This is a genomic window from Blastococcus sp. SYSU D00813 (assembly GCF_054050735.1).
Map to the genome: position 1 here is coordinate 216,902 of NZ_JBJGZX010000001.1, position 25,509 is coordinate 242,410.

Genomic DNA, 25,509 nt, shown 5'->3' on the forward strand with positions numbered 1-25,509 from the left:
CGACGGTCACCGGCCACGATCACCCGCCCCGGGCTCCCGGGCAAGGACCCGCGCGGGGGCGTGCCCTGGTCCTAGGCTCGGGCCCCGTGACCGCTCCGCCGCCGGGAAGCGCGCCCGTCGTCCTCATCGCCGAGGAGCTCGCCCCCAGCGTGCTGGCGGTCCTGGGGCCCGACGTCGAGGTCCGGTCCGTCGACGGCGCCGACCGCGCGGCCCTGCTGCCGGCGCTCGCCGACGCGTCGGCGGTGCTGGTCCGCAGCGCCACCAGGATCGACCGCGAGGCGCTCGCCGCCGCGCCGCGGCTGCGGGTCGTCGCCCGCGCCGGGATCGGGCTGGACAACGTCGACGTCGCCGCCGCGACCGAGCGCGGCGTCATGGTGGTCAACGCGCCGACGTCGAACATCGAGAGCGCCGCCGAGCACGCCGTCGCGCTGCTGCTGGCCGCCGCCCGGCAGATCCCCGCCGCCGACGCGTCCCTGCGCGCGGGCGCCTGGGAGCGGTCGCGGTTCACCGGCGTCGAGGTCGCCGGCAAGACCGTCGGCGTGGTGGGCCTGGGCCGGATCGGGGTCCTCGTCGCCCAGCGGCTGGCCGCGTTCGGGACGACGCTCCTCGCCCACGACCCCTACATCCAGCCCGGCCGGGCCGCGCAGCTCGGCGTCCGGCTCGTGCCGCTGGACGAGCTGCTGCGCGAGTCGGACTTCATCACGATCCACCTGCCGAGGACGCCGGAGACCCTGGGCCTCATCGGCGCCGCCGAGCTGGCCGCCACCAGGCGCGGCGTCATCCTCGTCAACGCCGCCCGCGGCGGGCTCGTCGACGAGGAGGCCCTGGCCGACGCGCTGCGCTCCGGGCAGGTCCGGGCGGCCGGCCTCGACGTGTTCGCCACCGAGCCGACCACCGACAGCCCGCTGTTCCGGCTGCCCAACACCGTCGTCACCCCGCACCTGGGCGCCTCGACCGCGGAGGCCCAGGACAAGGCCGGGACGGCGGTCGCGCACTCGGTCCGCCTGGCGTTGCAGGGCGAGTTCGTGCCCGACGCGGTCAACGTGCAGGCCGGCGGCGTCGTGGCCGAGGACGTGCGGCCCGGCCTGCCGCTGGCCGAGCGGCTGGGCACGGTGTTCACCGCGGTCGCCGGCGGGCTGGCCCAGTCGCTCACCGTCGACGTGCGCGGCAAGCTCGCCGACTTCGACGTCTCCGTGGTGCAGCTCGCCGTCCTCAAGGGCGTCTTCGCCGACGTCGTGGAGGACCGGGTCACCTACGTCAACGCGCCGCTGCTGGCGCAGCAGCGGGGCCTGGAGGTGTCGCTGACCAGCGACGTCGAGAGCCCCGACTACCGCAACCTGGTGCGGGTCTGCGGCGCGATGGCCGACGGCTCCGAGGTCACCGTCTCCGGGACGCTGTTCGGCAAGAGCCAGGTGCCCAAGCTGACCGAGATCGACGGCTTCGACATCGACCTGGACCTCTCGGGCCACCTGCTCTTCTTCGTCTACACCGACCGGCCCGGGGTGGTCGGCACCGTCGGCGCGGCGCTCGGCCGGGCCGGCGTCAACATCGCCGGCGCCCAGGTCAGCCGCACCACCCGCGGCGGCCAGGCGCTGATGGTCGTCACCGTCGACAGCCCGGTGCCGGCCGACCTGCTCGCCGACATCGCCCGCGCCATCGGGGCCCGGGAGGCGCGCGCCGCGGACCTGTGACGCAGGGCCGCGCGGGCACCCGGCTAGGGTCCAACCCCATGCGCCTGGCAGTGATCGCGGGAGACGGCATCGGCCCGGAGGTCGTGGCCGAGGGGTTGAAGGTCCTCGGGGAGGTCGTCCCCGACGTGGAGACCACCCCCTACGACCTGGGGGCGGCGCGCTGGCAGCGCACCGGGGAGCTCCTGCCCGACACCGTGCTCGACGAGCTGCGCCAGCACGACGCGATCCTGCTCGGCGCCATCGGCGACCCCGGCGTCCCGCCGGGCATCCTCGAGCGCGGGCTGCTGCTGCGGCTGCGCTTCGAGCTCGACCACCACGTCAACCTGCGCCCGGCGCGGCTGTTCGACGGGGTCCGCAGCCCGCTGGCCGCCGCCGGCGCGATCGACATGCTCTGCATCCGCGAGGGCACCGAGGGCCCCTACGTCGGCAACGGCGGCGTGCTCCGCCGCGACACCCCGCACGAGGTCGCCACCGAGGTCAGCCTCAACACCGCCTTCGGCGTGGAGCGCGTCGTCCGGTACGCCTTCGAGCGCGCCGTGGCCCGCCCCCGCAAGCACCTGACCCTGATCCACAAGACCAACGTGCTCACCCACGCCGGGTCGCTGTGGTCGCGGACGGTCGAGGAGGTCTCGGCCGAGTTCCCCGAGGTCACCGTGGCCTACCAGCACGTGGACGCGGCGACGATGTTCTTCGTGACCGACCCGGGCCGCTTCGACGTCATCGTCACCGACAACCTGTTCGGCGACATCGTCACCGACCTCGCGGCCGCGGTCACCGGCGGCATCGGGCTGGCGGCCAGCGGGAACCTCGACGCGTCGGGGACGAACCCCAGCATGTTCGAGCCGGTGCACGGCTCGGCGCCCGACATCGCCGGCACCGGCGTCGCCGACCCGACCGCGACCGTCCTCTCCGTGGGGCTGCTGCTCGAGCACCTGGGCCGCGCCGACCAGGCCAAGAAGGTCAACGCGGCCGTCGCCTTCGACCTGTCCACCCGCGACCCGCAGGCGCCGATCCGCACCCAGGAGGTCGGCGACCGCCTCGCCGCGCTCGCCTCCGGCTAGCCGGCGGTCACGGCCGGCGGGCCGGCCGCACCGCCCCCGCGGCCGGCCGGCCCACCCGGCCCTCGCCGCGGGAGCGGGGGAGCGGCCTGCCGCCGGCGGGGGAGCCCGGGCCGGCCGTCCGCCTGTCCGCCGCGGCCGGCTGAGCGGCTGCGGGCGTGTGCTTTACTCCCCGGTGATGTCCCGCACCGCCGTCGCGATTACCGACTAGCGCGCAGTCCCCACCCCGACTGCGCGCAGACCTCCCGTACCCGGGAGGTCTTTTTCGTGTCCGGGCCGTTCCCCACTCCGCAGGAGCTCCGATGTCCACCGATGCCGACTTCCACGTCTTCGACACCACGTTGCGCGACGGCGCCCAGCGGGAGGGCGTGAGCTACTCCGTCGCCGACAAGCTGGCCGTGGCCCGGCTGCTCGACGAGATCGGCGTCGGCTACATCGAGGGTGGCTGGCCCGGGGCGCTGCCCAAGGACACCGAGTTCTTCGCCCGCGCCCGTACCGAGCTGCAGCTGCAGCACGCGGTGCTGGTCGCCTTCGGCAGCACCCGCCGCGCCGGCGTCCGCGTCGAGGACGACCCGCAGGTCGCCGCGCTGCTCGAGGCGCAGACACCGGTGGTGTGCCTGGTGGCCAAGTCCGACGTCCGGCACGTCCGCGAGGCCCTGCGCACCACGCTGGAGGAGAACCTGGCGATGGTGGCCGACACCGTCGCCCACCTCGTGGCGCACGGCCGGCGGGTGTTCGTCGACTGCGAGCACTTCTTCGACGGCTACGCGGCCGACCCCGACTACGGGGTGCGGGTGCTGGAGACGGCGTTCGCGGCCGGCGCCGAGGTCGGCGTCCTGTGCGACACCAACGGCGGGATGCTGCCCATGACGGTCGGCCGGGTCGTGGCCGACGTGCGGGCCCGCACCAGCGGGAAGCTGGGGATCCACTGCCAGAACGACACCGGCTGCGCCGTGGCCAACACCCTGGCCGCGGTCGAGGCCGGCGTCACCCACGTGCAGGGCACCGCCAACGGCTACGGCGAGCGGGCCGGCAACGCCGACACCTTCCAGCTGGTCGCCAACCTGGTCACCAAGATGGGGATGCCGGTCGTGCCCCCGCAGTGCCTGCCCGAGCTGCAGCGGGTCAGCCACGCGATCGCCGAGCTCGCCAACATCGCCCCCGACGACCACCAGCCCTTCGTCGGCGCCTCCGCGTTCGCGCACAAGGCCGGCCTGCACGCCAGCGCGATCAAGGTGAGCCCGGAGCTCTACAACCACCTGGACCCCGCGGTCGTCGGCAACGACATGCGCATCCTGGTCACCGAGATGGCCGGCCGCGCCTCGGTGGAGCTCAAGGGCCGCGAGCTCGGCGTCGACCTCGCCGGGCAGGCCGACGCGATCGGCCGCGTCGTCGACCAGGTCAAGGTGCTCGAGGCCGACGGCTGGTCGTTCGAGGCCGCGGACGCCAGCTTCGAGCTGCTGCTGCGCGCCCAGCTGCCCGACGCCCCGCCGCCGCTGTTCGAGCTGGAGAGCTACCGGGCCACCGTCGAGCACTGGGGCAACGGCCTGGTGGTCGGCGAGGCCACGGTCAAGGTGCACGTCCCCAACGAGGACGGGACGACGGACCGGATCATCTCCACCGCCGAGGGCAACGGCCCGGTCAACGCGCTCGACGTCGCGCTGCGCCAGGCGCTGGTCGGCCGGTACCCGGAGCTGGCCGGGGTGGAGCTGGCCGACTACAAGGTCCGCATCCTCGGCTGGAAGGGCGGCACCAGCGCCCGGACCCGCGTGCTCATCGACACGACCGACGGCACGGGGGAGTGGACCACCGTCGGCGTGCACGACAACGTGGTCGAGGCCAGCTGGCACGCCCTGGTCGACGCGCTGACGTATGCCGTTCGTCACCGCTCGCGGTGACACCGGGACCACGTGCCGTCCCCCCGATGCGCTGAGCCCTGCCCCGCCGTCCCGGTCGGGAGCCTCCGGCCCCGCGCCCGGGACGGCGTCCCCTGCAGGGGCGGCTCCCGTCCCTAGCTCCGCGGGCTTATCTCGCCCATCGGGCCGAAGCCGCTGACGTCGGGCGCGTCGACGTAGATGATCTGCGGCTGGGCGCTCACCAGGTCGGGCGCGACGTCGACGAACCGCTTGAAGTGGTCGGTGCCCACGTGCGCGCCGCCGGCGTCGGCGTCCCGGAACCCCTCGATGCAGACGAAGGTGTCGGGGTCCTCGAGGCTGCGGGACCACTCGAAGAAGACGCTGCCCTCCTCGGCGTCCACCGCCGACGCGTACTCGCGGGCCAGGGCCGTCCACTCCTCGGTGCGCTCGGGGCGGACCGGGAACTTCACGACGATGACGATCATCAGATCTCCTCCAGTCGTCTGCGCAGCAGGCAGAACGGGTTGCCCTCGGGATCGGCCAGCACGTGCCAGCCCTCCTCGCCGGTCTGGCCGACGTCGGCCGGGACGGCGCCGAGCGCCAGCAGGCGCTGCAGCTCGGCCTCCTGGTCGCGGTCGGTCGGGTTGACGTCCAGGTGCAGCCGGGGCTTGGCCGGGACCGGGTCGGCCACCGGCGCGAACACCAGGGTGGGTGCCGGGCCGCCGAAGCCGGCCTCGGGCCCGATCTCCACCGCGCCGTCCTCGTCCCGCGAGAGGACCCGGTAGCCGAGCACCTCGGCCCACCAGGCCGCCAGCGCCTCGGGGTCGCGCGAGTCGACGACGATCTCGGACAGGCGGCAGGCCACGACCCGACCGTAGGGGTCCGGCGGCGGCGCGGCCCGGCGGCGGGGGTCAGTAGCCTCGACCCGTGCGCATCGTCCGCTTCGCCTCGCCCTCGGGCATGTCCTTCGGCGTCCTCGACGGGGACGGCCAGGTCGCCCAGATCGAGGGCCACCCCTTCGGCTCCATCTCCTTCACCGGCCAGCGGTTCCCGCAGGCAGACATCCGGCTGCTCTCGCCGATCCTGCCGAGCAAGGTGGTCTGCGTCGGCAAGAACTACGCCGCGCACGTGGCGGAGATGAAGACCGGGGACGCGCCGAAGGAGCCGCTGCTGTTCCTCAAGCCCTCCACCTCGGTGATCGGCCCGGGCGACGCCATCCGCATCCCGCCGGGCAGCACCAACGTGCACCACGAGGCCGAGCTCGCCGTGGTGATCGGTGCCCGCGGCGCCCGCAACGTGAGCCCGGAGCAGGTGCCGGCCAGCATCTTCGGCTACACGATCGGCAACGACGTGACCGAGCGGGACATGCAGCGCAGCGACGGGCAGTGGACCCGGGCCAAGGGCTTCGACTCGTTCTGCCCGCTGGGCCCGTGGATCGAGACCGACCTGCCCGGCATCGGCAAGGACCCGGCCGACGTCGAGGTCACCTGCACCGTCGACGGCGAGCTGCGCCAGCAAGGCCGCACCAGCCAGCTGCTGTTCGACGTCCCGACCCTGGTCTCCTACATCTCGCGGGTCATGACGCTGCTGCCCGGCGACGTCGTCCTCACCGGCACGCCGTCCGGCGTCGGGCCGATCGCCCCGGGCCAGCGGGTCGAGGTCTCGATCGAGGGGCTGGGCACGCTGACCAACACCGTCTCCGGCGCCGACACCGTCTCCACCGCCGGCGGTGCCCGGTGACGGGCGTGCGCACCCGCTTCTGCCCGTCGCCGACGGGCATGGTGCACGTCGGGCTGCTGCGCACCGCCCTGTTCAACTGGGCGCACGCCCGGCACACCGGCGGCACCTTCGTCTTCCGCATCGAGGACACCGACGCCGCCCGCGACTCCGAGGAGTCCTACCGGCACCTGCTCGACTGCCTGCGCTGGCTGGGGCTGGACTGGGACGAGGGCCCCGAGGTCGGCGGCCCGCACGGCCCCTACCGGCAGTCCGAGCGGCAGGAGATCTACCGCGAGGTCGCGGCGAAGCTGCTCGCCGCCGGCCACGCCTACGAGTCGTTCTCCACCAACGAGGAGGTCGACGCGCGCCGGCGGGCCGCCGGGCAGGACCCCAAGCTCGGCTACGACAACGCCGACCGGTTCCTCACCGACGCGCAGAAGCAGGCCTTCCGCGACGAGGGCCGCCAGCCGGTGCTGCGGCTGCGGATGCCCGACGAGGACCTCACCTGGACCGACCTGGTGCGCGGCGAGGTGGGCTTCGCCGCCGGGTCGGTGCCCGACTTCGTGCTGGTCCGCGGCAACGGCGCGCCGCTGTACCCGTTCGTCAACCCGGTCGACGACGCCCTCATGCAGATCACCGACGTGCTGCGCGGCGAGGACCTGCTGCCCTCCACCCCGCGGCAGATCGCCCTCTACCGGGCGCTCACCGACATCGGCGTCGCGCAGGGCACCCCGCGCTTCGGGCACCTGCCCTACGTCACCGGCGAGGGCAACAAGAAGCTGTCCAAGCGCGACCCGCAGTCCAACGTCGACGTCTACCGCGAGCGCGGCTTCCTGCCCGAGGGCTTCGCCAACTACCTCGCGCTGCTCGGCTGGGCGATCGCCGACGACCGCGACGTCTTCTCCACCGCCGAGATGGTCGAGGCCTTCGACGTGACCCGGGTCAGCGCGAACCCGGCGCGTTTCGACCTGAAGAAGGCCGAGGCGATCAACGCCACCCACCTGCGGGCGCTACCGGTCGGGGAGTTCGTCGAGCGGGTGCGCCCGTTCCTGACCGGTGCCGGGCTGCTCGCCGACCCGCCCACGGCGGAGCAGGAGCGGGTGCTGGCGGCCATCGCGCCGCTGGCCCAGGAGCGCATGATCACCCTGTCGGACGCGGTCGGGCTGCTCGGCTTCCTGTTCACCGACGACGTCGAGATCGACCCCGCCGCGGCCGCCAAGCAGCTGGCCGGGGCGGACGCCGCCGAGGTCCTCGACGCGGCCACCGCGGCGCTCGCCGACCTCGGCGACTGGTCGACCGCGGCGATCGAGGAGGCGCTCAAGGCCGCGCTGGTCGACGGGCTGGGCCGCAAGCCGCGCCAGGCGTTCGGCCCGGTCCGGGTCGCCGTCAGCGGCCGGACCGTCTCCCCGCCGCTGTACGAGTCCATCGAGCTGCTGGGCCGCGAGCGCACCCTCGCCCGGCTGGCGGCGGCACGGGCCGCCACGGGCTGAGGCGGCGGGGATGACCTGGGCCGGCGGGCCGGTCGGCGACGTGGGCGACGGCGAGCCCTACACGGGGCCGCCGCCCACGGCGCCGTACGGGGCGCCGCCGCGCGTCCCCGGGGCGCTGCCCGGGCTGCACCCGCCGCTGCCGCACGGCGCGGCCGGCCCGGTGCCCTGGCCGCTGGGGCCGGTGCCGATGCCCACCGGCCCGCACACGCACCTGCCGGGACAGCCCCCGGGCGGGCCGCCGCCGTGGGGTGTCCCGCCATACGGCGCGCCGCCCTGGGGGGCGCCGCCGTGGGGAGCGCCGCCCTGGGCGCCGCCGCCACCGCCACCCCTCCCGCACGACGTGCCGACGTCGTTCCTGCAGGTGATGCGGACGCGCACCTGGCGCTGGTGGCACCCGCTGCTCGGACTGCTCCTGTTCGCCGGCGTCTACACGGTGGCGGCCGTCGCGGTGGTCTTCGTCGGTGCGCTCGGCCTGCTCGCCCAGAGCCGGGTCGACCTGGAGTTCGACGACCTCGCCGACCCGTGGGTGCTGCTGGTCACCAACCTCAGCCTGGCCGTGGCGATCCCCGTGGTCTGGTTGTGCTGGGTGGCGGCGCACTCGATGCGGATCGGGTCGTCGTCCTCGGTGCGCGGGCGGCTGCGCTGGGACCTGGTGCGCGCCTACGTGCCCCTCGCCCTGGCGACGCTGGGGCTGGGCATCGCGGTGCAGCTCCTGCTGGGGCTCGCGTTCGACGACGGCGGGGAGGTCACCGGGCCCACCCGCTCGTTCGTGGCGCTGCTGGTCGTCGTCGTCCTCACCACGCCGCTGCAGTCGGCCGCGGAGGAGTACGTGTTCCGCGGCTACCTCAGCCAGGCGATCGCGGCCTGGGTGGGCCGGGAGCGGGCCGGTGCGGTGGTGGCCGCCGTCGTCACCGCGACGCTGTTCTCGCTGGCCCACGTCCCCGGCGACTTCCTGCTGTTCCTCGACCGGTTCGCCTTCGGGCTCGCGGCCTCGGCGGTGGTCTGGCTCACCGGGGGCCTCGAGGCGGCGATCGTCCTGCACGCGGTGAACAACGTGATCGTCTTCGTCCTCGCCGGCGCCCTCGGCGAGGGCGTGCAGACCGACGCCACGGTGACCGGCTGGGCGGGCCTGCTCGTCGTCGTGCTCGACGTGCTGGCGATGGCCGCCTACGTGCTGCTGATCCGCCGCTCGGCCGCCCGGCGGCCGCCCGACACGCGCACCGCCGCCCAGGACCTCCGTCCCCGCGTGGCCGCCGCGCCCCGCTGAGGGGAGGGGGGTGCGACGGCCCCCTCCGGGCGTCGGGTATGGTTGTCCCCGCGCCGCGAGGCGTGCACGACCCTTGGGGTATGGGGTAATTGGCAGCCCGACGGTTTCTGGTTCCGTTAGTCTAGGTTCGAGTCCTGGTACCCCAGCGAGAGCGCCGTTCGTCCTGACGGCGCCCTCAGCACCACCGCACGGCCCCGTCGTCTAGCGGCCCAGGACGCCGCCCTCTCACGGCGGTAGCGAGGGTTCGAATCCCTTCGGGGCTACGCACGCGAGAGCCCCCGGTCACCGACCGGGGGCTCTCGCCGTTCCCGGGGACGGACCCCGCCTGCGGGCTCTCCGGCCGGCCATGGCACGATGGGAGCGCACGGCCCCGTCGTCTAGCGGCCCAGGACGCCGCCCTCTCACGGCGGTAGCGAGGGTTCGAATCCCTTCGGGGCTACGCGCACGAGAGCCCCCGGTCACCGACCGGGGGCTCTCGCCGTCACGGGCCGATGCACCGGTGCGCCACCCGGCGGACCCGCGCAGGCGCCCGACCTGCGCCCCGACTAGCGTCGTCGTACGGCGCCGCCCCGCCGGGGCAGCAGGAGGGCGGGTACCGCGGTGATCCGGACGAGCCGTCGGCTGGCCGACGGCCGGGAGATCCTCTACTACGACGTGGACGGCTCCCCGGCCGTGCACGACGGGGAGGACACCCGCGACCTGCCGCCGGTGAGCACCCACTCGCAACTGCGCTTCGACGCGCTGCTGGGGGAGTGGGTGGCCTACGCATCGCACCGGCAGACGCGCACGTTCCTCCCGCCGGCCGACGAGTGCCCGCTGTGCCCGACCCGGCCGGGCCGGCCGCCCACGGAGGTGCCGGAGGCCGACTACCAGGTCGTCGTCTTCGAGAACCGCTTCCCGTCGCTGGCCACCGCCGTGGACACCGACGTGCCGCCCACCGCGCCCGGCGCGCCGTACGCGCAGCGGCGGCCGGGCTTCGGCCGCTGCGAGGTCGTGGTGTTCACCAGCGACCACGACCGGGCGCCGGCCGACCTGTCGCCGGAGCGGCTGCGGCTGCTGGTCGACGTCTGGGCCGACCGCACTGAGGCGCTGGCCGCCGTCGAGGGCATCGAGTACGTCTTCCCGTTCGAGAACCACGGCGAGGAGATCGGGGTGACCCTCGGCCACCCGCACGGGCAGGTCTACGGCTACTCCTACCTCCCGTCGCGGGCCGAGCGGCTGCTGGCCTCGATCGAGCGGCACCGCGCGACGACCGGCGGCGACCTGTTCGCCGACGTCGTCGCCGCCGAGCGCGGCGGCCCCCGCGTGGTCGCCACCGACGACCACTGGACGGCGTTCGTGCCGGCCGCCGCCCGGTGGCCCTACGAGCTGCAGCTGTTCCCGCACCGGCGGGTGCCCGACCTGCCCGCGCTGACCGGCGAGGAGCGGGACTCGCTCGCCCGGCTGCTGCGCGACGCGCTGGGCCGCTTCGCGCACCGCTTCGACGAGCCGATGAACTACATCGCCGCGTGGAACCAGGCCCCGGTGCGGCGCGGACGCGAGGACTGGTGGCTGCACCTGCAGCTGTTCAGCTTCCGGCGCGCCCCCGGCAAGCTGAAGTACCTGGCCGGCTCGGAGTCCGGCATGGGCGCCTTCATCAGCGACACCGATCCCGAGGACGTCGCCGAGCAGCTGCGGAACGTGACCTGGTGACCGCCGACGCCGAGCTCGCGGCGGCCGCGCGCGCCGCCTTCGCCGCCGCCTTCGACGCCGAGCCCGAGGGGGTGTGGGCCGCTCCCGGGCGGGTCAACGTCATCGGCGAGCACACCGACTACAACGAGGGCTTCGTGCTGCCGGTGGCGCTGGCGCAGACCACGCGCGCCGCCGTCGCCCGCCGCAGCGACGGCCGCGTCGCCCTGGTGTCGGTCCAGCACCCCGACCAGCGGGTGGAGCTGGAGCTCGCCGACCTCGCGCCCGGCACCCCCTCCGGCTGGGCCGGCTACCCGGCCGGCGTGCTGCACGAGCTCCGCGAGCGGGTGCCGGGCGGGCTGAGCGTGCTCGTGGACGGCGACGTCCCCGCCGGCATGGGGCTGTCGTCGTCGGCGGCGCTGTCGTGCTCGGTCGCGCTGGCCCTGCGCGACCTGGTCGCGCCCGAGCTGGGCCTCGGCGACCTGGTGGACGTCGCCCGCGCCGCGGAGAACGACTTCGTCGGCGCGCCGACGGGCATCCTCGACCAGTCCGCCTCGCTGCTGTGCACCGCCGGGCACGCGCTGTTCCTCGACACCCGCGACCGCAGCAGCGAGCAGGTGCCGCTGGACCTCGAGGCGGCCGGCCTGGTGCTGCTCGTCGTCGACACCGGGACGACGCACAGCCACGCCGACGGCGGCTACGGCGACCGCCGCCGGGAGTGCGAGCGGGCCGCGCAACGGCTCGGCGTGCGGGCACTGCGCGACGTCCCCGACGTCGCCGCGCTGGCGCCGCTGGACGACGGCACCGACGACGGGGCCGTCCTGCTCCGCCGGGCGCGGCACATCGTCACGGAGGACGCCCGGGTGCTGCAGGTCGTCGAGCTGCTCCGCGGCACCGCGGACCCGCGCGCGATCGGGTCCGTGCTGACCGCCGGTCACGCCTCGCTGCGCGACGACTTCCAGATCTCCACGCCGGAGCTCGACACGTGCGTCGCCGCGGCCGTCGACTCGGGCGCCGCAGGGGCGCGGATGGTCGGCGGCGGCTTCGGCGGCAGCGCGATCGTGCTGGTCGAGGCGGAGTCCGTCGATCGGGTGACCGAGGTGATCACGCGTCGATTCCGGGAAGAGGGGTACAGCGCGCCCCGGACCTCCCTCGCCGTGCCGTCCCCGGGGGCCCGCCGGCTCGCCTGAACCCCTCGAATCAACGGAGGTCCCGCGTGGACGACCTGCGCCTGGACGCCAACTGGGTCGACTACCTGCTGGTCGTCGCCTACTTCGGCGTCGTGCTGATGATCGGCTTCGCGGCTCGCCGCCGGGTGTCCGACAGCCTGGACTTCTTCCTGTCCGGCCGGTCGCTGCCCGCCTGGGTGACCGGCCTGGCGTTCATCTCGGCGAACCTGGGCGCGGTCGAGATCGTCGGCATGTCGGCCAACGGCGCGCAGTACGGCATGCCGACGATGCACTACTTCTGGGTCGGCGCGGTCCCCGCGATGCTGTTCCTCGGCGTCGTGATGATGCCCTTCTACTACGGGTCCAAGGTCCGCAGCGTCCCCGAGTTCATGCGCCGCCGGTTCGGCACCGGGGCCCACCTGGTCAACGCGCTGAGCTTCGCCGTCGCCCAGGTGCTCATCGCCGGCATCAACCTGTTCCTGCTGGCCACCATCGTCGAGGCGCTGCTCGGGTGGCCGCTGTGGGTCGCGCTCATCGTCGCCGCGGCGGTGGTCCTCAGCTACATCACCCTCGGCGGGCTCTCCGCGGCGATCTACAACGAGGTCCTGCAGTTCTTCGTGATCGTCGCGGCGCTCACCCCGCTGACCCTCATCGCCCTGAACAAGGTCGGCGGCGTCGACGGTCTGATCGACCGGATCCGCGAGGCCGGCGGCGAGGAGGAGCTGCGGTCCTGGCCGGGCACCGAGCTGTCCACCTTCGACAGCGGGGTGTGGTCGGTCATCGGCATCGTGTTCGGCCTGGGCTTCGTGCTGTCCTTCGGCTACTGGACGACGAACTTCGTCGAGGTCCAGCGGGCGATGGCGACCAAGTCGATGTCGGCGGCGCGCAGCACCCCGATCATCGGCGCCTTCCCCAAGATGTTCGTGCCCTTCATCGTGGTGATCCCCGGCATGATCGCCGGCGTCCTCGTGCCGGGGATCGCCGACCTGAAGGCCGGCCAGGAGAGCGGGCTGGACTACAACGACTCGATCCTGGCGCTGATCGAGGACACCCTGCCCAACGGCCTGCTCGGCATCGCCATCGCCGGCCTGCTGGCCGCCTTCATGGCCGGCATGGCGGCCAACATCTCGGCCTTCAACACGGTCTTCAGCTACGACCTGTGGCAGCAGTACGTGAAGAAGGACCGGCCCGACGGCTACTACCTGGCGGTCGGCCGGTGGGCGACCGTCGGCGCGACGGTGGTCGCGATCGGGACGGCGCTGATCGCGTCGGGCTACAGCAACCTGATGGACTACCTGCAGACGCTGTTCGGCTTCTTCAACGCCCCGCTGTTCGCCACCTTCATCCTCGGCATGTTCTGGAAGCGGATGACGGCGACCGCGGGCTGGACCGGCCTGGTGTCGGGCACGCTGGCCGCCGTCGTGGTCGCGGTGCTCAGCGAGGACGCCCTCGGCGGCGCGTCGATCGGCGCGATCCCGCTCAGCGGCCAGGGCGCCAGCTTCGTGGCCGCCAGCGCCGCGTTCGTCGTCGACATCGTGGTCAGCGTCGCCGTCACGATGGTGACCCGGCCCAAGCCGGTGCACGAGCTGGCCGGGCTGGTCTACAGCGAGACGCCGAAGGAGCAGCGCACCGACCCGGACGCGCACCGCCTGCCCTGGTACCAGTCGCCGGTGCCGCTGGCCGGCATCGCCCTGGTGCTCGTCATCGCCCTCAACGTGATCTTCCGATGAGCTCCCGGGAGCCCCAGATGAGCACCTCGTCCTCGTCCTCGTCCCCGTCCTCGTCCGCCGAGCCGCGCGGCGGGGACGGCGGCGGCCGCCCGCACAGCGCCGGCGCCTTCGACGTCCGCAACGTCATCGCGGCGCTGATCGGGTTCTACGGCGTCGTCCTGGTGGTCTACGGCCTGGTCGACTCCGGCGAGGCCCACGACAAGACCGGCGGCGTCGACGCCAACCTGTGGTCGGGGATCGTCATGGTGGTCGTCGCGGCGGCCTTCGCCCTGTGGTCGCGGCTGCGGCCGATCGTGGTCGAGCCGACGCACTCCGCGGGCGAGGGCGTGGACGACGGCTCCGGCGCCCGCCCGGACGCGCCCGGCCACTGACGGCGCGGGGGCCCTCCCGCCGCGATCATGGGCGAGTTGCTGCCGACACGCGCGGACCTGCCGCTGCGAACGGCAGGACGCCCATGATCGTGGAGGCGGCGGGTGTCAGCGGGCGGCGCGGCCGATCGCGCCGGCGGTCTCGAGCACCGCGCTGACCACCTCGGGGGAGGGGCGGCGACCCAGCCGCTCCACCGGGCCGCTGATCGAGACCGCGCCCAGGACGCCGCCGGTGGCGTCGCGCACCGGCGCCGACAGCGAGGCGACGCCCGCCTCGCGCTCGGCGACGCTGTGCGCCCAGCCGCGCCGGCGGACGTCGAGCAGCGTGCGCGCGGTGAAGCTCGCCGACGGCAGCAGCGGCGTCACCTCGTCGGCGGGCGCGAAGGCCAGCAGGGCGTGCGCCGCCGACCCCGCCGTCATGGGCAGCCGGGCGCCCACCGGCACCGTGTCGCGCAGTCCGTGCGTCCGCTCGGCGGCCGCCACGCACACCCGCACCGCGCCCTCGCGCACGTAGAACTGCGCGCTCTCCCCGCTCGCGTCGCGCAGCGCCGCCAGGTGCCGGCCCGCCAGCTCGCCGAGGTCGGCGCCGCTGCGCCCGAGCTCGGCCAGGCCCGGACCGGGCGCCCAGGCCCCCGCCGGGGTACGGCTGACGAGCCGGTGACCCTCCAGGGCCACGGCCAGCCGGTGCGCGGTCGCCCGGGGCAGGCCGGTGCGCGCGACGAGCTCGGCGAGCGTCGCCGGCTCCTCGGCGACGGCCCGCAGGATCGCCACTGCTTTGTCCAGAACCGCGACGGGGTTAGGCTGTCCCACACAGCAATACTGGCATCCCACTCTGTGAGAAGCCAGCGCCACCCGCTCCCCGGAGGGACCGAGCAGTGCCCAAGACCCTGGCCGAGAAGGTCTACGACGCCCACGTGGTGCGCAGCACCGCGGGCGAGCCCGACCTGCTCTACATCGACCTGCACCTCGTGCACGAGGTCACCAGCCCCCAGGCCTTCGACGGGCTGCGGGCCGCCGGGCGCCGGGTCCGCCGTCCCGACCTCACGATGGCGACCGAGGACCACAACGTCCCCACGCTCGACATCCTCGCGCCGATCGCCGACCCGGTGAGCCGCGCGCAGGTCGAGGCGCTGCGCCGCAACGCCGCGGAGTTCGGCATCCGGCTGGCCCCGATGGGCGACCGCGACCAGGGCATCGTGCACGTCATCGGCCCGCAGCTGGGCCTGACCCAGCCCGGCATGACGATCGTCTGCGGCGACAGCCACACCTCGACCCACGGGGCCTTCGGCGCGCTGGCCTTCGGCATCGGCACCAGCGAGGTCGAGCACGTGCTCGCCACGCAGACCCTGCCGCAGTACCGGCCGAAGCAGATGGCGGTCACGGTCGACGGCGAGCTGCCCCCGGGTGTCTCCGCCAAGGACGTCATCCTCGCCGTCATCGCCCAGATCGGCACCGGCGGCGGCCAGGGACACGTCATCGAGTACCGCGGCAGCGCCATCGAGAAGCTCTCGATGGAGGCCCGGATGACCATCTGCAACATGTCGATCGAGGCCGGCGCCAAGGCCGGGCTCATCGCCCCCGACCAGACCACGTTCGACTTCCTCGCGGGCAAGCCGCACGCCCCGCAGGGCGCGGACTGGGACGCCGCGGTCGAGTACTGGTCGACGCTGCGCACCGACGAGGGCGCCGTCTTCGACCGCGAGGTGCACATCGACGCCGCCTCGCTGACGCCGTTCGTCACCTGGGGCACCAACCCCGGGCAGGGCCTGCCCATCTCCGAGCGGGTGCCCGACCCCGCCGACTTCGCGAACGAGGACGAGCGCCGCGACGTCGAGGGCGCGCTGGCCTACATGGGCCTGACCCCCGGCACCCCGCTGCGCGAGATCTCCGTCGACACCGTCTTCCTCGGCTCCTGCACCAACGGCCGGATCGAGGACCTGCGGGTCGCCGCCGAGCTCCTGCGCGGGAAGCGGATCGACGCGAACACCCGGATGCTCGTCGTCCCCGGCTCCGTCGCCGTCAAGGCGCAGGCCGAGGCCGAGGGCCTGGACCAGGTCTTCACCGAGGCCGGCGCCGAGTGGCGCGGGGCCGGGTGCTCGATGTGCCTGGGCATGAACCCCGACCAGCTGGCGCCGGGGGAGCGGTCGGCCTCCACCAGCAACCGCAACTTCCAGGGCCGGCAGGGCAAGGGCGGGCGCACCCACCTGGTGTCGCCGGCCGTCGCGGCCGCGACCGCGCTCACCGGGCACCTCGCCGCGCCCGCCGACCTCGACGACGCCCTCACGACGGCTGGAGTCTGACCGATGGACGCCTTCACCACCCACACCGGCACCGCCGCCCCGCTGCGCCGCAGCAACGTCGACACCGACCAGATCATCCCGGCCGAGTACCTCAAGCGGATCACCCGGACCGGCTTCGAGGACGGGCTGTTCATCGCCTGGCGGACCAACGAGCCGGACTTCGTGCTCAACCGGCCGGAGTACGCCGACGCCTCGATCCTGGTGGCCGGCCCGGACTTCGGGACCGGGTCCTCGCGCGAGCACGCGAACTGGGCGCTGCTCGACGGCGGGTTCCGCGTCGTCATCAGCTCGCGGTTCGCCGACATCTTCCGCAACAACTCGACCAAGGCCGGGCTGCTGACGGTGATCCTGCCGCAGGACGAGGTCGAGGCGCTGTGGACCGCGATCGAGGCCGACCCGGCGCTGCCCGTGACCGTCGACCTGCGGGACAAGGAGGTCCGGTACGCCGGCCGTGCGGTGTCGTTCGACATCGACGACTACGTCCGCTGGCGGCTGCTCGAGGGCCTGGACGACGTCGGCCTCACCGAGCGCCACCTGGCCGACATCGAGGCCTTCGAGGCCACCCGTCCCGCGTGGAAGCCGAAGGCGCTGCCCGCCCTGCCGGCCTAGCTCCTGCCCGCGACCGCTCCCGGCCCCGGCGTCCCGACGTGGACGCCGGGGCCGTCCGCGTCGGGGTCGGGGGCGAAGTCGCGGTAGTAGTCGGCGAGCAGCGCCCCCGGCCGGCCCCCGAGCACCCAGGTGCTCCCCTTGGCCGACGGCGGCCACAGCGCGCCGGCCAGGCCCGCCCAGCGGACGCCGAGCGCCATCAGCAGCGACGGGATGGCGCCGCCCTGGCTGCAGACCACGGTGACGCCCGGGGCCGGGCGCGGCTCGAGGAACCGCTCCACAGCGGCGAGGGCGGCCTGCGGGTCGGCCTGGAACTCCTCCTCGCCGACCTCGGGCAGCGGCTGCACCGGCAGGCCCAGCGCCCCGGCGAGCGGCTCGACCGTCTCGCGGCAGCGGGTGCGCTCGGCCGAGAGCACCGCCGTCGGGGCGAACAGCGGCAGGACCTCGGCCAGCCGCCGGGCCTGGCGCCGTCCCTTGCCGTCGAGGGGCCGCAGGTCGTCGTCGCCGTCCCACTCCGACCGGTGCCCGGCCCGCGCGTGCCGGACCAGCAGCAGCGTGGGGCTGCGTGGCACGTCGGTGCGCGCCAGGTCGGCCAGCACGGCGCGGTCGTGGTCGTGGGTGACCAGGGCCGCGGCGTCGTCGACCGGGAGCCAGCGCAGCTCGTCGGTCTCGTCGCCGGGCTCGAACCGCCCGCCCACGGCCTCCATCAGCCAGTAGTCGACCCGCTTGGTGCCGCCCTCGACGGGATAGGCGGTGCGCAGGCTCCGCCGGCCGACGACGACGGCCAGCCCGGTCTCCTCGCCGACCTCGCGGACGGCGGTCTCGATCAGCGCCTCGCCCTCGTCGTGCTTGCCCTTGGGCAGCGACCAGTCGTCGTAGCGGGGCCGGTGCACCACGGCGGTCTCGACCCCGCCGTCCGCCGTCCGCCGCCAGACCGCCCCGCCTGCTGCCGCGACCACCGCGCCGGGCACCGGCTCAGCCCACCGACTCGGCGACGGCGGCGACCAGCCCGGCCTGGTGGTCGCGGCCCTCGTGGCGGGTCCAGCGTCCGTCCGGGCCGAGCTGCCAGCAGCGCACGTCGGCGGCCATGGCGGAGTCGAACATCGCCGCCAGCTGCCGCTGCGCGTCGTCGGCGCACACCCGCAGCAGCACCTCCACCCGGCGGTCGAGGTTGCGGTGCATCAGGTCGGCGCTGCCGATCCACCACTCGCCCTCGCCGGCGTTGCGGAAGTGGAAGACCCGCGAGTGCTCGAGGAACCGGCCGACGATCGAGTGCACCCGGATGTTCTCCGACAGGCCCGGCACGCCGGGGCGCAGCGCGCAGATGCCGCGGATGAACAGCTCGACCGGCACGCCGGCGCACGAGGCGTCGTACAGGGCGTCGATGACCTTCTCGTCGACCAGCGAGTTCACCTTGATGCGGATGCCGGCCGGGCGGCCCTCGGTGGCGTGCCGGGACTCGCGGCGGATCTTCTCCACCAGCCCCGAGCGCACGCTGTGCGGGGCGACCATGAGCTGGCGGTAGGTCGTCTGCCGCGAGTAGCCGGTCAGGGTGTTGAACAGGTCGGTCAGGTCGGCGCCCACCCGCGGGTCGGCGGTGAGGATGCCCAGGTCCTCGTAGATGCGCGCCGTCTTCGGGTTGTAGTTGCCGGTGCCGATGTGGCAGTACCGGCGGATCACGCCGCCCTCCCGCCGCACGACCAGGGCGGTCTTGCAGTGCGTCTTCAGCCCGACGAGGCCGTAGACGACGTGGCAGCCGGCCCGCTCCAGCTCGCGGGCCCAGGTGATGTTGGCCTCCTCGTCGAAGCGCGCCTTGATCTCGACGAGGACGACGACCTGCTTGCCCGCCTGCGCCGCCTCGATCAGCGCGTTGACGATCGGGGAGTCGCCCGAGGTCCGGTACAGCGTCTGCTTGATCGCCAGGACGTTGGGGTCGGCGGCGGCCTGCTCGATGAACCGCTGCACGCTCGTGGCGAACGAGTGGTACGGGTGGTGCACGAGCACGTCGCCCTCGCGCAGCGTGGCGAAGACGCTCTTGGGGGTCTCGCCCTCGCTCAGCCGCGGGTGGGTGGCCGGCACGAACGGCTCGTCCTTGAGCTCGGGGCGGTCCAGGTCGTACAGCGCCATGAGCGCGGCGAGGTCCAGCAGGCCCGGCACGGTGACGACGTCCTGCGGGCCGACCTCGAGCTCGGAGACGAGGACGTCGAGGATGCGCGGGTCCATCGACTCGTGCACCTCCAGCCGCACCGCCGGGCCGAACCGGCGGCGCGCCAGCTCCCGCTCCAGGGCCTGGAGCAGGTCCTCGTCGCGGTCCTCCTCGACCTCGAGGTCGGCGTTGCGGGTCACCCGGAACAGGTGGTGGTCCAGCACGTCCAGGCCCGGGAACAGCTGCGGCAGGTGCGCGGCGATGAGGTCCTCCAGCGGGAGGAACGTCGCCTGCTGGTCGGCCGTGCCGACCTGCACGAACCGCGGCACGTTGTTGGGCACCTTGAGCCGGGCGAAGCGGGGGGCGCCGGTGTCGGGGTCGCGCACGGAGACGGCGAGGTTCAGCGACAGGCCGCTGATGTAGGGGAACGGGTGGGCCGGGTCGACCGCGAGCGGGGTCAGCACGGGGAACACCTGGTCGCGGAAGTACTCGCGCAGCCGCAGCGCGTCGGAGTCGGCCAGGTCGTCCCAGTGCACGATGCGGATGCCGGCCTGCTCCAGCAGCGGCCGCACGTCGCCGGCGAAGCACTGGGCGTGCCGGTGCACCAGCTCCTGGGTGCGCTCGGTGACCCGGGTCAGCTGCTCGCGGATGGTCAGCCCGTCGGGGGAGCGGACGGTCAGCCCGGTGCTCTGCCGCCGCTTGAGGCCGGCGATGCGGACCATGAAGAACTCGTCGAGGTTGCTCGCGAAGATCGCCAGGAACTTCATCCGCTCCAGCAGCGGCAGGGCGTCGTCCTCGGCCAGCTCCAGCACCCGCGCGTTGAAGTCCAGCCACGACAGCTCCCGGTTGAGGAAGCGGTCGGGGGGCAGCTCGGCGCGGGGAGGCGCGGGGCTCTCGGTCGTCGTCTCGGCCACGGCGTCATCGTGCCGCAGGAAGGGAAACCCCGGGCGACGGCAGGGCAAACGAGCAGGTCAGCGCGGGGGTGCGGCCAGCGGCAGGCGGGGCAGGAGGGCCGCGGTGTGGCGCCCGACACCCAGCCGCACCGCCTCGGCCAGGTCGTCGGCGGTGTCCACGTCGCGGCGCAGCCCCGGCCAGTCGCCGGTCAGCGGCACGGCCCCGCCCGCGGCGTGCGCCGCGGCCGAGCCGGGACCGAACCGCGGGGCGAGGTCGCCGGCGCGGGCGGTCAGCAGGGTGGTGCCGGTGCCCTCGGCGTCGGCGACCAGGCACCGCGCCGGCGGGCCGGCGGCGCCGGCCGCCCGCAGGGCCGCGGCCAGCTCGGCCGGCCGCAGGGCGGGCAGGTCCGACGACAGCGCGGCGACGGCGGGGGTGCGGGCGGCCCGTGCGCCGTGCGCCAGGGCGGGGTTCAGGCCGCGGTCGGGCTCGTCGGGGACGGTGCGCGCCCCCAGCCCGGTGACCAGGGCCGCGGCGCGCGGGTCGTCGGTCACCACCACGACGTCGGCCACCCCGGCGGCGCCGAGGGCGGCGGTGACCGTGTCGGCCAGCAGCGCGAGCACGAGGTCCTCGTGGAGGGCGCCGGCGGCCCCGGTGAGGGGGGCCAGGCGGGTCTTGGCCACCGTCAGCCGCTTGGCGGGGACGACGACGGACCACGGCACGGCCACAATGTCAGCACACCGGCCGCGCGACCGGCGGCGCGCGGGCGGCGACCCGGTGGGCGGACGGCGGCGGGGCAGGGGCGATCATGCTCTGGGTCACAGCGAGCGAGAGGGGTGACGGTGGCGCAGGAGACGTCCCCGGGGGCAGCGGGTCGGCAGGCGCCGCGCCGGCCGTCGAAGTGGCAGACCCGGGGCCACATCCCGTTCGCGCTGTGGCTGGCGGTGGTGCTGATCTACCCGACGGCGTCGCTCCTCTACAAGCTGCGCTACCGGCACGGCGACCGGCTGCCGGCGACCGGGCCGGTGCTGCTCGTCGCCAACCACGTCTCGGTGCTGGACCCCCTCGCGTGCGCCCGCCTGGTCTGGGACCACGGCCGCGTGCCGCACTTCCTCATCAAGGACGCGATCTTCAAGGGCCTGGTCGGCCGGCTCCTGCGGCAGGCGGGGCAGATCCCCGTCGCCCGGGGGTCGTCGGAGGCCGCCCGGTCCCTGGAGCTGGCCCGGGCAGACCTGGCCGCGGGCAACCTGGTGGTCATCTACCCGGAGGGCTCGGTCACCCGCGACGCCGACTGGTGGCCGATGCAGCCGCGCACCGGTGTGGCCCGGCTGGCGCTGACCACCGACGCCGTCGTCGTGCCCGTCGCGCAATGGGGACCGCAGCGGGTGCACGACTACCACGCCAAGCAGCTGCACCTGCGCCCCCGGCAGCCGGCCGACTACCTGATCGGGGAACCGGTCGACCTGGAGGCCCTGCGCGCGGAGGTCCGCGCCGGCCGGGCGCTCACGCCCGAGCTGCTGCGCGAGACGACCGACCTCATCATGGGCCGGGTGCGCGACCAGCTCGCCGAGCTCCGGGGGGAGCCGGCCCCCGCGGGCTTCGCCCCGCGGCCGGGCAGGACGCTGCCCGGGGACCTGCCGGGGACGGCCGCGTGAGCGAGCTCGCGCGGTCCCGGGCGGAGCACGGCACGCGTGTCGCCGTCCTGGGCGCCGGGTCCTGGGGGACGGCGTTCGCGAAGGTCCTCGCCGACGCCGGCAGCGCGGTCACCCTCCACGCGCGCCGGCCCGAGCTCGCCGCGGCCATCACCGCCGACGGGGAGAACGCCGACTACCTGCCCGGGGTCCGGCTGCCCGCGTCGCTGCGCGCCACGACCGACGCCGCCGAGGCGCTCGAGGGCGCCGACGTCGTGGTCCTCGCCGTGCCGTCGCAGTCGCTGCGGGAGAACCTCACCGCCTGGGCGCCGCTGCTCCCGCCCGGCGCCAGCCTGCTGTCGCTGATGAAGGGCATCGAGCTGGGCAGCACCAAGCGGATGAGCGAGGTCATCTGCGAGGTCACCGGCGCCGGCCCGGACCGGGTGGCGGCGCTGTCGGGGCCCAACCTGGCCCGGGAGATCGCCGAGGAGCAGCCGGCGGCCACGGTGATCGCCTGCCCCGACCACGACCGGGCGGCGGCGATCCAGGCCGCGTGCCTGACCCCCTACTTCCGGCCGTACACCAACACCGACCTGGTCGGGTGCGAGCTCGGCGGCGCGGTGAAGAACGTCATCGCGCTGGCCTGCGGCGTCGCCGAGGGCATGGGCTTCGGCGACAACACCCGGGCCTCGCTGATCACCCGCGGGCTGGCGGAGACGGCGCGGCTCGGCGCGGCGATGGGCGCGGAGCTGACCACCTTCGCCGGGCTGGCCGGCCTGGGCGACCTCGTGGCCACGTGCAGCTCGCCGCTGTCCCGCAACCGCACGTTCGGCGAGAAGCTGGGCCGGGGGATGTCGCTGGAGGAGGTGCAGCGCAGCACCCGCCAGACCGCCGAGGGCGTGAAGAGCTGCCGGCCGGTGCTCGACCTCGGCCGCGCGCACGGCGTGGACATGCCGATCACCGAGGCCGTCGTCCGGGTCTGCCACGAGGGCGTCTCCGCCGCGCAGATGGTCAAGGAGATCATGTCCCGCGAGGCGAAGCCGGAATGAGCCGTCACCAGCCGGGCGGAGCCGGGGAGACCGGTCACCCGCTGCCCCGCGAGTGGGGGGACGGCACGCGGTCGGTCCGGGCGGGGGAGGGCCCCGCGGTGCCCGGCGCGCCGCTGCGCCCCTCGCCGGTGTTCGCGGCCCCCTTCCACCTCGGCGACCAGCCGCCCCGGGCGAACGGGGCCGACGCCTACGCCCGCACCGAGCACCCCACGCTGCGGGTGCTGGAGGACGCCCTCGGCGAGCTGGACGGCGGCCGGTCCCTGTCGTTCGCTACCGGCATGGCCGCGATCAGCGCCGCCGTCCTCGCCGTGACCGCCGCGGGCGACCGGGTGGTGCTGCCGTCGGACGGCTACTACGCCACCCGGGTGCTCGGCGGCGAGGAGCTGACCCGCTTCGGGCTCGACGTCGAGTACGTGCCGACCCTCGAGGTCGAGGCGTACGCGGCCGGCGGCGGCCTGCGCGGGGCGCGGCTGGTGCTGCTGGAGACCCCGAGCAACCCGCAGCTCGACGTGTGCGACGTCGCCGCGGTCGCCGCCGCGGCCCGTGGAGCCGGCGCGCTCGTCGCCGTCGACAACACGACCGCCACCCCGCTGGGCCAGCGGCCGCTCGGGCTCGGCGCGCACATGACGGTCGGCTCGGACACCAAGGCCCTGACCGGGCACAGCGACCTGCTGCTCGGGCACGTGAGCACGACCGACGACGAGCTGCACGACCGGCTCAAGGCCTGGCGCGACCGCACCGGCGGCACGCCGGGACCGTTCGAGGCGTGGCTGGGCCACCGCTCGGTGGCGACGCTGGACCTGCGGCTGGCCCGCCAGGCGGCCAACGCCCGGGCCGTCGCCGAGCTGCTGGCCACCCACCCCGGGGTGACCGGCGTCCGCTGGCCCTGGCTGGAGGGCGACCCCTCGCACGTGCTGGCGGCGCGGCAGATGCTGCGGCCCAACGGCGTCGTCTCGGCGGTGCTGCCCGACGAGGCGGCCGTGGCCCGCCTGGTGGCGGTGAGCCGGCTGTGGGCGGCCGCGACGAGCTTCGGCGGGCTGCACAGCACCGTGGACCGCCGCGCGCAGTGGGGCGGGGACGCCGTCCCGCCGGGGTTCGTGCGGTTCTCCTGCGGGATCGAGGACACCGCCGACGTGGTGGCCGACCTCGCCACCGCACTGGACGTGGCGCTGGGCCCGGCGCACCGTGACCCGGCCGCCGGGGGTGTCCGCTGAGCCGCACGACCCTGGACCGGGTCCTCGGAGCCGGGGAGGTGCTGCGGACCGGCCGGGACAGCCCCTACCACGCGCTGGCGTGGCAGCCCGGTGAGCCGCACCGGGTCCGCCGGGAGCTGGTCGGGGCCGGCTGGGAGCCGCCGCGCACCGGTGTCGAGGCGATCGCCTGCCTGGCCCACGTGACCGACATGCAGCTGGCCGACGTCTGCTCGCCGGCCCGCTTCGAGTTCTTCAACCGGTTCGCCGCCGACCCGCGGATGGCCGCGCTGGTGCCGATGCAGCGGCCGCAGGAGGCGCTCACCGCGCACGCGATCGACGCGCTGGTGCGCACGCTCAACGCCGTCCCCGGCGGACCGCGCACCGGGCACCCGCTGCAGGTGGTCGTCACCACCGGCGACGCGATCGACAACGCGCAGTGGAACGAGCTGTCGCTGTACCTGGACCTGATGGCCGGCGGCGTCGTCTACCCCGGCGCCGGGCTGACCGCCTACGACGGCGTGCAGGCGGCCGGGTGGCCGCACGACCTGTTCTGGCGCCCGGACGTCGAGGGCGAGCCGGACCTGTTCCGCGACCGGCACGGCTTCCCGCACCGGCCCGGGCTGCTGGAGGCGGCCTTCGCCGGGTTCGCCGCCGAGGGGCTGCGGCTGCCGTGGCTGGGCTGCCACGGCAACCACGAGGCGCTGATCCAGGGCGTCGGCGTGCCGACCCCGGCGCTGCAGGAGTACCTGCTGGCCGACCAGAAGCCGGTGGAGATCGCGCCGGACCTGCCGCTGGAGGACGCCGTCCGGCTGTTCACGCACTCGTCGGAGGTGTTCACCACCGCGCCGTCCCGGCGGGTCACCCCGCTGGCCGACCGGCGGGTGGTCGACCGCCGCTCGTTCGTCGCCGCCCACCTGGCCGACCCGGGCACACCCGAGGGCCACGGCTTCACCCCGGACAACTACCGGGACGGGACGGCGTACTACGCCTGGGACGGGCTGCCCGGCGTCCGGGTCATCTGCCTGGACACCACCCGGGTCACCGGCGGCAGCGCCGGGTCGGTCGACGCCGTCCAGGCCCGCTGGCTGGTCGAGCGGCTGCGCGAGGTCTCCTCGGCCTACCTGGAGCCCGACGGGACCCGCGTGACCACCGGCAACGACGACCGGCTGGTGGTGCTGCTGTCCCACCACGGGTCCACGACGCTGAGCCGCTCCGAGGCGTTCCGCGCCGTCCCGGCCGGCGAGGAGGGCGTGCTGGGCGGTCCGGACCTGGTCGACCTGCTGCACCGGCACCCGAACGTCGTCCTGTGGCTCAACGGGCACACCCACGTCAGCGAGGTGCGGCCCTGGCTGTCGCCGGCCGAGCCCGGCCGCGGGTTCTGGGAGGTCACCACCTGCGCCGTCGTGGACTGGCCCGGCCAGGCCCGGCTGGTGGAGTTCCTCGACAACGGCGACGGCACCCTGTCGCTGGTCTGCACGATGCTCGACCACGACAGCCCGGCCCGGCCGCCGGAGGCGCTCGACCCGGCCGCGCGGGACCCGCGCGCGCTGGCCTCGCTGCACCGCGAGCTGTCGGCCAACGTGCCGTGGGCCGGGCTGCGCTCGGGCCTGGCCGGCGGACCGCAGGACCGCAACGTCGAGCTGGTCGTGCGCGACCCCCGCCGGCACGACTGAGCCG

General features: G+C 74.8%; 22 protein-coding genes and 3 tRNA genes. 19 read left to right on the top strand and 6 right to left on the bottom strand.

The features are described from left to right. Positions 1-86 precede the first annotated feature (86 nt). From serA to cimA, 3 genes are all read left to right on the top strand, one after another. The gene (gene serA, locus ACI8AX_RS01045; protein ID WP_456547929.1) at positions 87-1,691 is read left to right on the top strand and encodes a phosphoglycerate dehydrogenase; all 1,605 of its coding nucleotides are present in this window, start codon (positions 87-89) and stop codon (positions 1,689-1,691) included. A 38-nt stretch (positions 1,692-1,729) separates the two neighbouring features. After that, the gene (locus ACI8AX_RS01050; RefSeq protein ID WP_456547930.1) at positions 1,730-2,752 is read left to right on the top strand and encodes a 3-isopropylmalate dehydrogenase; all 1,023 of its coding nucleotides are present in this window, start codon (positions 1,730-1,732) and stop codon (positions 2,750-2,752) included. Positions 2,753-3,051: 299 nt separating this feature from the next. Continuing rightward, positions 3,052-4,647 (top strand): citramalate synthase, encoded by a 1,596-nt coding sequence (gene cimA / locus ACI8AX_RS01055; protein WP_456547931.1) that lies wholly within the window; start codon positions 3,052-3,054, stop codon positions 4,645-4,647. A gap of 113 nt (positions 4,648-4,760) precedes the next feature. On the opposite strand, the gene ACI8AX_RS01060 is transcribed toward cimA, so the two are convergent. Together ACI8AX_RS01060 and ACI8AX_RS01065 are read right to left on the bottom strand one after the other, a co-directional pair. Continuing rightward, on the bottom strand, positions 4,761-5,090 hold the full coding sequence (locus tag ACI8AX_RS01060) for a putative quinol monooxygenase (RefSeq protein ID WP_456547932.1): 330 nt from the start codon (positions 5,088-5,090) through the stop codon (positions 4,761-4,763). Then, complete coding sequence (locus tag ACI8AX_RS01065; protein WP_456547933.1) at positions 5,090-5,470, bottom strand: VOC family protein; 381 nt, start codon at positions 5,468-5,470, stop codon at positions 5,090-5,092. Before ACI8AX_RS01065 ends, ACI8AX_RS01060 begins: the two co-directional genes overlap by 1 nt. Positions 5,471-5,532: 62 nt before the next feature. Here ACI8AX_RS01065 and ACI8AX_RS01070 point away from each other — a divergent pair, with 62 nt between their 5' ends. The 10 genes from ACI8AX_RS01070 to ACI8AX_RS01115 all read left to right on the top strand — a co-directional run bounded on the left by ACI8AX_RS01070 (position 5,533) and on the right by ACI8AX_RS01115 (position 14,019). Then, the gene (locus ACI8AX_RS01070) at positions 5,533-6,345 is read left to right on the top strand and encodes a fumarylacetoacetate hydrolase family protein (RefSeq protein WP_456547934.1); all 813 of its coding nucleotides are present in this window, start codon (positions 5,533-5,535) and stop codon (positions 6,343-6,345) included. Between the two features lie 5 nt (positions 6,346-6,350). Then, on the top strand, positions 6,351-7,814 hold the full coding sequence (gene gltX / locus ACI8AX_RS01075) for a glutamate--tRNA ligase (protein ID WP_456547935.1): 1,464 nt from the start codon (positions 6,351-6,353) through the stop codon (positions 7,812-7,814). Positions 7,815-7,824: 10 nt separating this feature from the next. Then, positions 7,825-9,081, top strand: coding sequence for a CPBP family intramembrane glutamic endopeptidase (locus ACI8AX_RS01080; RefSeq protein ID WP_456547936.1), 1,257 nt, complete (start codon positions 7,825-7,827; stop codon positions 9,079-9,081). A 74-nt stretch (positions 9,082-9,155) separates the two neighbouring features. Continuing rightward, a tRNA-Gln gene (locus ACI8AX_RS01085) sits at positions 9,156-9,227 on the top strand. Between the two features lie 44 nt (positions 9,228-9,271). Continuing rightward, positions 9,272-9,344, top strand: a tRNA-Glu gene (locus tag ACI8AX_RS01090). A gap of 103 nt (positions 9,345-9,447) precedes the next feature. Next, a tRNA-Glu gene (locus ACI8AX_RS01095) sits at positions 9,448-9,520 on the top strand. A 161-nt stretch (positions 9,521-9,681) separates the two neighbouring features. Beyond that, positions 9,682-10,773 carry a galactose-1-phosphate uridylyltransferase gene (galT, locus tag ACI8AX_RS01100; protein WP_456547937.1) on the top strand — a complete coding sequence of 364 codons (1,092 nt, stop codon included), beginning with the start codon at positions 9,682-9,684 and terminating at the stop codon, positions 10,771-10,773. Next, on the top strand, positions 10,770-11,939 hold the full coding sequence (gene galK, locus ACI8AX_RS01105; RefSeq protein WP_456547938.1) for a galactokinase: 1,170 nt from the start codon (positions 10,770-10,772) through the stop codon (positions 11,937-11,939). The genes galT and galK overlap by 4 nt, the downstream gene beginning before the upstream one ends. A 26-nt stretch (positions 11,940-11,965) precedes the next feature. Further along, positions 11,966-13,648, top strand: coding sequence for a sodium:solute symporter family protein (locus ACI8AX_RS01110; protein ID WP_456547939.1), 1,683 nt, complete (start codon positions 11,966-11,968; stop codon positions 13,646-13,648). A gap of 17 nt (positions 13,649-13,665) precedes the next feature. After that, complete coding sequence (locus ACI8AX_RS01115) at positions 13,666-14,019, top strand: hypothetical protein (protein ID WP_456547940.1); 354 nt, start codon at positions 13,666-13,668, stop codon at positions 14,017-14,019. Positions 14,020-14,124: 105 nt separating this feature from the next. Here ACI8AX_RS01115 and ACI8AX_RS01120 read toward each other — a convergent pair whose 3' ends face one another. Continuing rightward, positions 14,125-14,787, bottom strand: coding sequence for an IclR family transcriptional regulator (locus ACI8AX_RS01120; protein ID WP_456547941.1), 663 nt, complete (start codon positions 14,785-14,787; stop codon positions 14,125-14,127). Between the two features lie 104 nt (positions 14,788-14,891). Here ACI8AX_RS01120 and leuC point away from each other — a divergent pair, with 104 nt between their 5' ends. After that, positions 14,892-16,316 (top strand): 3-isopropylmalate dehydratase large subunit, encoded by a 1,425-nt coding sequence (gene leuC, locus ACI8AX_RS01125; protein ID WP_456547942.1) that lies wholly within the window; start codon positions 14,892-14,894, stop codon positions 16,314-16,316. A 3-nt stretch (positions 16,317-16,319) separates the two neighbouring features. Continuing rightward, positions 16,320-16,925, top strand: coding sequence for a 3-isopropylmalate dehydratase small subunit (gene leuD, locus ACI8AX_RS01130; protein WP_456547943.1), 606 nt, complete (start codon positions 16,320-16,322; stop codon positions 16,923-16,925). Here the strand turns inward: leuD and ACI8AX_RS01135 are convergent. Genes ACI8AX_RS01135 through cofC form a run of 3 tightly spaced genes read right to left on the bottom strand, consistent with a single transcriptional unit; the run spans position 16,922 to position 20,681 of the window. Beyond that, positions 16,922-17,893 (bottom strand): NUDIX hydrolase, encoded by a 972-nt coding sequence (locus tag ACI8AX_RS01135; protein WP_456547944.1) that lies wholly within the window; start codon positions 17,891-17,893, stop codon positions 16,922-16,924. The genes leuD and ACI8AX_RS01135 overlap by 4 nt on opposite strands. A 4-nt stretch (positions 17,894-17,897) precedes the next feature. Beyond that, positions 17,898-19,982 carry an RNA degradosome polyphosphate kinase gene (locus tag ACI8AX_RS01140; protein WP_456547945.1) on the bottom strand — a complete coding sequence of 695 codons (2,085 nt, stop codon included), beginning with the start codon at positions 19,980-19,982 and terminating at the stop codon, positions 17,898-17,900. Between the two features lie 57 nt (positions 19,983-20,039). Beyond that, positions 20,040-20,681 carry a 2-phospho-L-lactate guanylyltransferase gene (cofC, locus tag ACI8AX_RS01145; protein WP_456547946.1) on the bottom strand — a complete coding sequence of 214 codons (642 nt, stop codon included), beginning with the start codon at positions 20,679-20,681 and terminating at the stop codon, positions 20,040-20,042. 120 nt (positions 20,682-20,801) lie between these two features. On the opposite strand from cofC, the gene ACI8AX_RS01150 reads away from it, so the two are divergent. Genes ACI8AX_RS01150 through ACI8AX_RS01165 form a run of 4 tightly spaced genes read left to right on the top strand, consistent with a single transcriptional unit; the run spans position 20,802 to position 25,505 of the window. Continuing rightward, positions 20,802-21,614, top strand: coding sequence for a lysophospholipid acyltransferase family protein (locus ACI8AX_RS01150; protein ID WP_456547947.1), 813 nt, complete (start codon positions 20,802-20,804; stop codon positions 21,612-21,614). After that, a complete protein-coding gene (locus tag ACI8AX_RS01155) occupies positions 21,611-22,639 on the top strand; it encodes an NAD(P)H-dependent glycerol-3-phosphate dehydrogenase (RefSeq protein WP_456547948.1) in 1,029 nt (342 codons plus the stop codon). Before ACI8AX_RS01150 ends, ACI8AX_RS01155 begins: the two co-directional genes overlap by 4 nt. Beyond that, positions 22,636-23,853 carry a cystathionine gamma-lyase gene (locus ACI8AX_RS01160; protein ID WP_456547949.1) on the top strand — a complete coding sequence of 406 codons (1,218 nt, stop codon included), beginning with the start codon at positions 22,636-22,638 and terminating at the stop codon, positions 23,851-23,853. The genes ACI8AX_RS01155 and ACI8AX_RS01160 overlap by 4 nt, the downstream gene beginning before the upstream one ends. 38 nt (positions 23,854-23,891) lie before the next feature. After that, positions 23,892-25,505 (top strand): TIGR03767 family metallophosphoesterase, encoded by a 1,614-nt coding sequence (locus tag ACI8AX_RS01165; RefSeq protein WP_456547950.1) that lies wholly within the window; start codon positions 23,892-23,894, stop codon positions 25,503-25,505. Positions 25,506-25,509: the final 4 nt, after the last annotated feature.